Here is a 6,978-nt window from a genome sequence, read left to right as displayed (position 1 = left end):
CCTGGCCGCCTGCACAGATGATCCGCCAGAGTACGTGCTTGACCAGCCCCCCCAGGAAACCGGAGTACTAACTGTAGTCACCCGCAGCGGCCAGGTGGGCCCCGCCTGCCTCCAGGACCTCCAGGACCTGGGCAGTGGTGGGGACCACCTTCCAGTTCACTTCCCATCCTCTGGACCGGGCGAATTCCATGGCCAGGTCGTATTCCGGACCTTTTTTTACTTCATGGCGATCCAGGTAATAGGTGGTGGAGCCGCTGCGGGTGACTACAGTTAGTACTCCGGTTTCCTGGGGGGGCTGGTCAAGCACGTACTCTGGCGGATCATCTGTGCAGGCGGCCAGGGCCAGTATCAGACAGAGGCAGGCAATGCCCCGGAAAAAAGTGTCGAATAAAAATTGCTGCATGGAAAAGTATCTGGTTTTCAGGTTCCCTTCAAAAGTACCATATACAAAAACGCTTGGGATTTAAAGTCCTGATTAACCAATTTAAGCAAACCTTCAGCACATTCAGGTTTCTTTCAAAGTAAGTATTCAGGGGGTGCCGATCACGCCAGAGGCCTGGTGCCAGTAATCACCATCAAGGACCCCCTGAATGCTTACCTTTCAAAGGATTGCGTTTCAGAGGTTTGGAGGACAACTCAGGATTTTCCCAGCACAAATACGGCCTCCATGTGCCAGGTCTGGGGGAACATATCGAACATGGCCGCCTCCCGGATACGCCAGCCGGCCTCCAGGAAAGGCTTCAGGTCGCGGCAGGTATTGACCACGTCACAGGAGATCCATGCCAGGCGCTGCAGGCTCTCCAGCCCGGCCAGGGACTGCAGGTTTCTGCCTGCACCGCTGCGGGGCGGATCCAGAATCAGGCCCTGAGGGGCGAACTTCTTCACTGTCTGCATGGCCTCCCTCCGGCGCAGGTCGCCGGTATGGATGCGCAGATTGTTCAGGCCGCCCTCTCTGGCTGCTCGCAGGGCTCCTTTGGCTGCCCGGGAGTCGGATTCCAGGGCCAGGACTTTATGTCCCCCGGCAGCACAGGGCAGGGCGAAGTTGCCGGCCCCGGCGTACAGGTCTGCCAGGCTGTCCAGGTGGGCAAGCCGGGAGAGCACATATTGCACCAGGTCCTGGTTCAGCCTCCAGTTGGCCTGAAAAAAGGATCCCGGGCGGACCTGAAGGCTGATGCCGGATTTTTCCAGAGGAAGCTTCAGCCACTCCGGACTGGTATGGGCAAGGACCTTGTGGTCCAGGGGGCTGGCCGCCATGGTGTAGCGCCCAGGTGGCAGGTCCTGGCAGATGCGGGGAAGCTCCACGGCCAGGACCGGGGCGTGCAGCAGGCATCTGGGGCAGTGCAGGGGATGGTTTCTGCCCAGGGCCTTGACATGGGGGCGGCCGTCCAGGACTTCTGTCTGGCCGCGCCAGCGATAGCCCCAGCTTTCAGGGCTGGAAAAGACCAATATTTCTTCGGGAGCATGTCCGGACCACTTGCGGCCCAGGGCGCGGCGGATTTCTGTTTGCAGCACCTGGTGTTTGATTTTAACCTGGACCTGGTAGGGCAAAACCCCGAATCGGCATCCCCCGCAAAGATCACCCAGGGGGCAGGGATGCTCTTGCCTGTGCTCTGCCGGCTCCAGGAGGCGGGTGCACCTGGCCTGGAGATGGTCTCCGGTGCTTTTGGTGACTTGCGCCAGGATGCGCTCCCCCGGGAATACACCTGGTTCCAGGATGACCACCTGCCCGGATTCTAGCCTGGCCAGGGCCCGGCCCCGCCAGATGAGGCGTTCGACTGTGAGCTCCAGTTCCTGCATGCTTGACCGGATTAATCCCTGAACAAATCCAGGAATTCAGCGTAGCCTTCCTGCTCCAGGTCTTCCGCCGGGACAAAGCGCAGGGCTGCGGAATTGATACAGAAGCGCATTCCAGTGGGCTCAGGCCCGTCGTCGAATACATGTCCCAGGTGTGAGTCTGATCCAGCGCTTCGAACTTCGGTGCGCGGGCTGGGCAGACTGTGATCCGGGCGCTGGACAATGTTTTCCTCTTTGATTGGACGGGTGAAGCTTGGCCAGCCGGTACCGGAGTCGTACTTGTCCTTAGAGCTGAACAAGGGCTCTCCGGAGATTATGTCCACGTAGAGGCCTTCTTCCTTGTGGTCCCAGTATTCGTTATCAAAGGGAGGCTCCGTGCCGTCCTGCCGGGTGACCCGGTACTGCATGGGGGTCAGCTTGACCTCGGGATGCTCGGATACACTGGTCCTGTTGTTGCCGGCATCTGGAGTCGAATGTCCCCACTGCCGTTCCAGAAAATCCTGACGTCCCGAAAGGACCCGGTAGCGGCGGTAGTGTTCCTTGTTTTTTTCGTAGTACTTCTGGTGATAGTCTTCGGCAGGATAAAACTCGTCCGCAGGAAGAATCAGGGTGGCCACCGGCCCCCGGAATTTGCCCGTGGCCTGCAGGGCTTTCCTGGATTCAGCGGCTGCAACCCGCTGTTCCTCATTGTGATAAAATATGACTGTGCGGTACTGACTTCCCCGGTCTGCGAACTGCCCGCCGGGGTCAATGGGGTCGATGGATTTCCAGAATACGTCCAGAAGCTGGTTGTAGCTTATAAGGCCCGGATCAAAGTTTACCCGTACGGCCTCGAAATGTCCGGTGAGGCCGGTAGTGACCTGCTCGTAAGTGGGGTTTTCAGTATGTCCCCCGGTATATCCGGATACGACCTCCAGCACGCCTTCAAGTTTGGCCAGGTCAGCTTCCAGACACCAGAAGCATCCCCCGGCAAAAGTGGCCTGCTGGGCGGTTTCTTTTACTGTGTTCATTTTTTTCTCCCGAATTTAATGGTTCATCCGGCACTTGCTTTTACGCCTGGCCGGCTGTGCTGGGCAGGGTAAACATTAAATAAAGCGCCTGGTAAATGGTTGAACTGATAAATCAGCTGGTAAAGCTTGTTGAGTCTTCATTTCCTGCAGGTTATCCCTACAGCGAAACTTATAAAATATAATATCGTATCTCAATTGGGGACAGGCACCCCCGCACTTATTTTTCTGAAGGATGATTAACAGGTTTTAAAAATAAGCGCGGGGAGAGCCAGTCCCCGGAGGTCAATAAATAAGTTTCGCTGTAGTGTTATGCAATAAATTTTACTTGAACAGGTTGCCGGTTGGGTTTCCGGCACTATTGATTTATAGGTTTTCCCCGGGGCAAAGGCAAGCCCGGAAACAGTCATTCTAAAAAAAACTGCGCCGCCGCGAGCCCGGCGGTTATGAAAACCGGGCAAGGTTGCCTGCCCGGCTTTCTTGGTATAAGCTGCCGGGCAGTTAAGTTTTAACCATTCAGGGGGTCCTCGGTGGTGATTACTGGCACTCACGCCAGAGGCGTGATTCCGGCATACCCCTGAAGGGTTACATTAAATCCTGTCCCGGTTTTCGTCCAGGGGCGTATAAGCCCTGCAGCCAGTAAGGGGCGGGATATTACAACCTGATTTTCCAGGAGCAATACCAGATGATCCAGGACAACTACGGCCGGGGAGTCAGCTACCTGCGCCTGAGCATAACCGACCGCTGCAATCTGAGATGCTTTTACTGCCGGCCCGGCAAGGGCTCCAGATTCATTTCCCACAAAAATATCCTGACCTACGAGGACATGCTGTATCTGCTGCACGCAGCCTCGGGCATGGATGTGCAGAAGGTCAGGCTTACCGGAGGCGAACCTTTTGTCCGCCGGGATATACTGTATTTTCTGCATCGGCTCAAAAGCGAGCTGCCGCAGATGGAGATAAGGCTGACCACCAACGCCACCCTCATTGCCGGCAAGATCCGGGCCTTGCGCGACATCGGCATCAAAGGCCTGAACATCTCCCTGGACACCCTGGACCGGGACAAGTATCAGCGTATAACCGGACAGGACAAGCTGGACAGCGTCATGGCCAGTATTGACCGTTGCCTGGAAGAGGGGATCCGGGTCAAGATAAATGCCGTGGCCCTTAAGGGGGTCAATGATGACGAGCTGGGGGATTTTATCCGCCTGGCCATGGACAAGCCTTTGGACGTACGTTTCATAGAGTTTATGCCCATTGGTGAGAAGACCCTGTGGGAACAGGATTATTACTGGTCCTCGGCGGATCTTTTGACTCAGGCTGCAGAGTTAACCGACATGGTGCCGGTGGACAACCTGACCCGCAACCATGGCCCGGCCCGCATGTACAAACCCGGGCATGGCCTGGGCCGGGTGGGGGTCATATCCCCTTTGAGCGCGCATTTCTGCGCCACCTGCAACCGCCTGCGGGTAACAGCCAATGGACGTCTGCGCACCTGCCTTTTCTCGGACAAAGAATACAACCTGCTGCCCCTTATCCGTTCCCCGAAAATCAGCCCTGAAAGGCTGCGCCTGGTCATGGAACGGGCAGGGCGCAAAAAGCCCATGGGCCATGAGCTCATGTCCGGCGGCAAAAAGGAAAAAAGCCTGTGCCGGCGGGTCATGTCTTCCATAGGCGGATAAAACCGGGATTTTGCTATGCTCAAGGTGCACATCCAGACCAGGTCCATAGAGGATAATTTTGCATTTCTAAGCCGCAGGACCACCGCCAGGGTTATGGCCGTGGTCAAGGCCGATGCCTACGGACACGGCCTGGAAGAGACGGCCCGCTGCCTGCATCAGGCCGGGGCGGATCGTTTCGGGGTGGGCAGCGTCCAGGAAGGAGCGCGCCTGAGAGACTGCCTGGACGCGCCTGAAATCTATTCCCTGCTTGGACCGGTCTCCCCTGAGGATTACCACCTTCTGGCCCGGCACAGGATCATCCCATTTATTCATTCCCGGGAGCAGTTAAAGGCCCTGCAAGAGGCCTCCTGCAGCTTCAGAGGGACAATCCCGGTGGCCATCAAGCTGGAAACCGGCATGAACCGGCTGGGGTTCAGAGGAGGGGACCTGCATGAGCTGCTGGAGACCTGGGAGAAGTGCCGGGGGCTCAAACTGCACATGCTGGCCTCGCACCTGAGCCTGGCGGATTCTGTCCAGGGCAGGCAGGAGGTGCTTCGCCAGCTTAAGACCTTTGAAGACTACTGCCGGACCATGCAGGCCAGGGGTCATGAATTTGAAAAGTCTCTGGCCAACTCGGCGGCCATCCTGGCCCACCCGGAAACACATCTGGACTGCGTTCGCCCCGGCATCTCCCTTTACGGGGACAATCCCTTTGAGCATACCCCCTGGGCCTCCAAGGGTGAGGGCCTGGCCCAGGCCATGCATGTCAGGGCCCCTGTTCTGGCGGTGCACCACCTGGAAAAAGGGGCAGGGGTCAGTTACGGGCTCTGCTTTACTGCACCCAGGGACATGCGCATCGCGGTCATTGGCTGCGGTTATGCGGACAACTATTCCCGGGGCCTTTCCAACCGGGGCTGGATGCTTTACCAGGGCCGCAGGATGCCTGTGCTGGGCCGGGTCTGCATGCAGCTGAGCGTAGTGGATGCAAGCCATGCCGGGGATATTGCCCCCGGTTGCGAGGTTTATGTTCTGGGCGGAGAAGGGCGGCAACTGTTAAGCGCCCGGGAGATGGCCGGGTGGCTGGACAGCATTTCTTACGAGATTTTCTGCAGCCTGGGCAAAAACCCAAGGACTTACAGCAGGGCCGGCTAAGTAAATCACATGTGGATCATTCTGGCCTTTATCACCGCCGTGTGCGAAGCGGCCAAGGACGGGCTGTGCAAGAAAAGCCTGCAGAGCATGGACGTATTCACCATTGCCTGGGTGTGGAAGGTCTTCAGTCTGCCCTTTATCCTGCCTCTTATCTTTTTCACTCCCATTCCGGAGTACCTGCCCCCTGAATTCTGGACGGCCCTTCTTGTGGGGGGCGGCCTGAATATCCTGGCCACGGTTCTGTATATCCGGGCCATAAGCACTTCGGATCTCTCCATCACCCTGCCCCTTTTAAGCTTTACCCCGGCCTTTCTGCTCTTTACCTCACCTTTGCTGGTGGGGGATATCCCCACGCCCCTGGGATATGTCGGGGTTTTGTTCATTGTGGGCGGCTCCTATCTGCTGGGGGTGGGCAGGGAGGCCACGCTTTTAAGTCCCTTAAGGGCCCTGGTGAGCGATCCCGGGGCCAGGCTGATGCTCATGGTGGCCCTTATCTGGAGCGTGGCCGCCAACATGGATAAAATCGGAGTCATGGCCACCAGTCCCTTTTTCTGGGCGGTGTGCATCCAGAGTTTTATCTCCCTGGGCCTGACAGTGGTTCTTTTCTGCATGCGGGGCAGGCTGCGGGGGAAAATGCAGGCCAACCTGACCCCCCTTCTGCTCATAGGCCTGGTCACCGGGGTGGGCTTCGTGTGTCAGATGGCAGCCATAAAGATCGGTCTGGTACCTTACGTAATTGCCATAAAAAGGACCAGCATCGTGCTCGGGGTGCTCATAGGCGGGATTTATTTTCTGGAAAAGGATATGAAGACCAGGGTGACGGCCACCCTGGTCATGCTGGCAGGAGTCATGCTTATAGCCATGTCCTGATGTCTAATTGCCGGTTTTTCTCCGGAAAAAGGCCTTTTCCAGCTCTACAGCCAGAAATACGATTATGCCGAAGAGTACTATCCTGATCCAGGACTCAAGGCAGACGGGTTCGGTCTGGAAGATGTACTGCATGAAGGGCAGGTAGGTAAAGCCAATCTGCAGTACGGCCAGGACGGCAATGGAGATAAGCACCGCCCTGCTGCCCAGAAAGCCCCGGATGCTCCAGGCCGGTTCGTGGATGAACCGGCTGTTTATCAGGTAGAAGACCTGTCCCACCACCAGGGTGTTGATGGCCGTGGTGGAGGCCAGTTCATGGGAAGCACCTCCGGCCAGCATATACTGGTAGTGCCACAGAGTGCCGATGACCAGGAGCACGGATACCGAGGCCACGCGCCAGATGAGAAATCCGGAGATGAGGGGTTCATCCGGAGGCCTGGGGGGACGGCTCATGACATTTCCTTCCGGGGGCTCAAAGGCCAGGGCCAGGGCCAGGGT

General features: G+C 57.5%; 7 protein-coding genes. 3 read left to right on the top strand and 4 right to left on the bottom strand.

Annotated features, from left to right (window positions below):
* Window positions 1–67 precede the first annotated feature (67 nt).
* From D5S03_RS07075 to msrB, 3 genes are all read right to left on the bottom strand, one after another.
* The gene (locus D5S03_RS07075; RefSeq protein WP_287043197.1) at window positions 68–403 is read right to left on the bottom strand and encodes a hypothetical protein; all 336 of its coding nucleotides are present in this window, start codon (window positions 401–403) and stop codon (window positions 68–70) included.
* Window positions 404–636: 233 nt separating this feature from the next.
* Window positions 637–1,797 carry a class I SAM-dependent RNA methyltransferase gene (locus D5S03_RS07070; RefSeq protein WP_287043195.1) on the bottom strand — a complete coding sequence of 387 codons (1,161 nt, stop codon included), beginning with the start codon at window positions 1,795–1,797 and terminating at the stop codon, window positions 637–639.
* An 11-nt stretch (window positions 1,798–1,808) separates the two neighbouring features.
* Window positions 1,809–2,804: a peptide-methionine (R)-S-oxide reductase MsrB gene (gene msrB, locus D5S03_RS07065; RefSeq protein WP_008869802.1), complete on the bottom strand. Its 996-nt coding sequence runs from the start codon at window positions 2,802–2,804 to the stop codon at window positions 1,809–1,811.
* 682 nt (window positions 2,805–3,486) lie between these two features.
* Here msrB and moaA point away from each other — a divergent pair.
* From moaA to D5S03_RS07050, 3 genes are read left to right on the top strand one after another with little or no spacing between them, the layout of a single operon-like run.
* Window positions 3,487–4,482, top strand: a complete 996-nt coding sequence (gene moaA, locus D5S03_RS07060; protein WP_008869801.1) for a GTP 3',8-cyclase MoaA — start codon at window positions 3,487–3,489, stop codon at window positions 4,480–4,482.
* Between the two features lie 15 nt (window positions 4,483–4,497).
* Window positions 4,498–5,613, top strand: coding sequence for an alanine racemase (alr, locus tag D5S03_RS07055; RefSeq protein ID WP_008869800.1), 1,116 nt, complete (start codon window positions 4,498–4,500; stop codon window positions 5,611–5,613).
* A 9-nt stretch (window positions 5,614–5,622) separates the two neighbouring features.
* Entirely contained in the window at window positions 5,623–6,483 is an 861-nt protein-coding gene (locus tag D5S03_RS07050) for an EamA family transporter (protein ID WP_008869799.1), read from the top strand.
* Between the two features lie 3 nt (window positions 6,484–6,486).
* Here the strand turns inward: D5S03_RS07050 and D5S03_RS07045 are convergent.
* Window positions 6,487–6,978, bottom strand: a 492-nt coding sequence (locus tag D5S03_RS07045; RefSeq protein ID WP_287043192.1) for a cation transporting ATPase C-terminal domain-containing protein, incomplete at its 5' end; no start/stop codon positions are given.

The sequence above is a fragment of the Desulfonatronospira sp. MSAO_Bac3 genome, from assembly GCF_003838035.1.
GTDB lineage: Bacteria > Desulfobacterota > Desulfovibrionia > Desulfovibrionales > Desulfonatronovibrionaceae > Desulfonatronospira > Desulfonatronospira thiodismutans.
The sequence above is the reverse complement of the archived record's forward strand: the minus strand, read 5'-3'. Positions and strand labels throughout refer to the sequence as shown.